General features: G+C 64.9%; 2 protein-coding genes and 1 pseudogene. 2 read left to right on the top strand and 1 reads right to left on the bottom strand.

Annotation, left to right across the window (positions count from 1 at the left end):
- Window positions 1–237 precede the first annotated feature (237 nt).
- Both OTB20_RS42220 and OTB20_RS42215 read left to right on the top strand, forming a co-directional pair.
- On the top strand, window positions 238–657 hold the full coding sequence (locus tag OTB20_RS42220) for a hypothetical protein (protein WP_267825191.1): 420 nt from the start codon (window positions 238–240) through the stop codon (window positions 655–657).
- A 117-nt stretch (window positions 658–774) separates the two neighbouring features.
- Window positions 775–1008 carry a hypothetical protein gene (locus OTB20_RS42215; protein WP_267825190.1) on the top strand — a complete coding sequence of 78 codons (234 nt, stop codon included), beginning with the start codon at window positions 775–777 and terminating at the stop codon, window positions 1006–1008.
- Between the two features lie 8 nt (window positions 1009–1016).
- On the opposite strand, the pseudogene OTB20_RS42210 reads toward OTB20_RS42215, so the two are convergent.
- Window positions 1017–1120: pseudogene (locus tag OTB20_RS42210) on the bottom strand (IS5/IS1182 family transposase); the annotation flags it as partial.

Raw genomic sequence — 1120 nt, 5'->3', positions numbered from 1 at the left:
CTCGGCATGCCCACCGACGACCCCTCCCTGAACGTCACCCGCAGCCGCCTCGGACGCCTCACCCGCCAAGGCTTCCTCACTCAGCCCGGACGGGGCCTCTACCGGAAAGGGACTTAACGACCTCTGAAGGCGGAAACATCGCACCCGCAGGCGCGTAATGGCATGTTCGCGGCCGGACACAAGTGGCATGGTGGAAGCTCCTGTTGCTCCCTGTTCGTCCGACGGAGAGGAAGAGTCATGCGTAAGCTTCTGATGGTGTTGGTTGTGGCCGTGATGGCGGCCATCGGTTTCGCCGAGCCGGCGCAAGCCACCGTGAACACCGTGGACATGCCCTTCGGCATGGCCTACGGCAACAGCACCACAACCGGAACGATCCACTTCGGCGACGGGTACACCGCCAGCGTGTCCGGCACTGTCCACGCGGCGAGCGGCGGCCGCTCAGCCTGCGCCTATGGGATGAACGGCAACGTGTTGAGCAACGACATCCGCTGCAGCTCGGTGGCGTACGCGGGCGGGCCGAACACGACCTTCGGCGGAACGCTGCAGATCCCGCTGTCGGGCGGCGTCGTGCGGGTCTACATCGTGATGTACGACGAGAACGGCTACGCATTGGCCAAGGAGTTCTGCACCCGCATCGGCTGCACGCGAGTGTACTGAGCCGACCGTCTCACCCGCCTGATGATCTGTGTGTGTTTGTCAGTGAGTGCTCAGCACCAACGCTCGCGGGATGGTCCAGCGCTTCCGAGGGCACGCGCGCCCTGCGATGATCAGCCCATGAGCGAGTATTGCTGGCCCGACGAGGGCTACCAGACCGCCGCTGCTCGGGGCCGGTCAGCGTGGGACCGGACGGTCGCCGACCTGCCGGTCGGAACGTCCATTACTGGTGAGGTTATCGGCCGCCAACCCTTTGGCGTCTTCATCCGCTTCGACGGCCACGCGGACGCGATCGGCTTGGCCGAGGTCATTGCCATGCCCACACGCCGAACCCTGCCACTAGGGCCTGTGTGATGTCGTGATCAGTCGGGGGTCTTCAGGAGGTCGTCGATCCAGATCATTGCGGCACGGAGATGGACGCCGGCGAGGTAGCTCTCGGGTGATTTGTCGTAGCGAGTGGCGATGC

This window comes from Streptomyces sp. H27-H1 (assembly GCF_026627445.1).
GTDB lineage: Bacteria > Actinomycetota > Actinomycetes > Streptomycetales > Streptomycetaceae > Streptomyces.
This window is presented reverse-complemented; position numbering and strand designations above follow the sequence as displayed.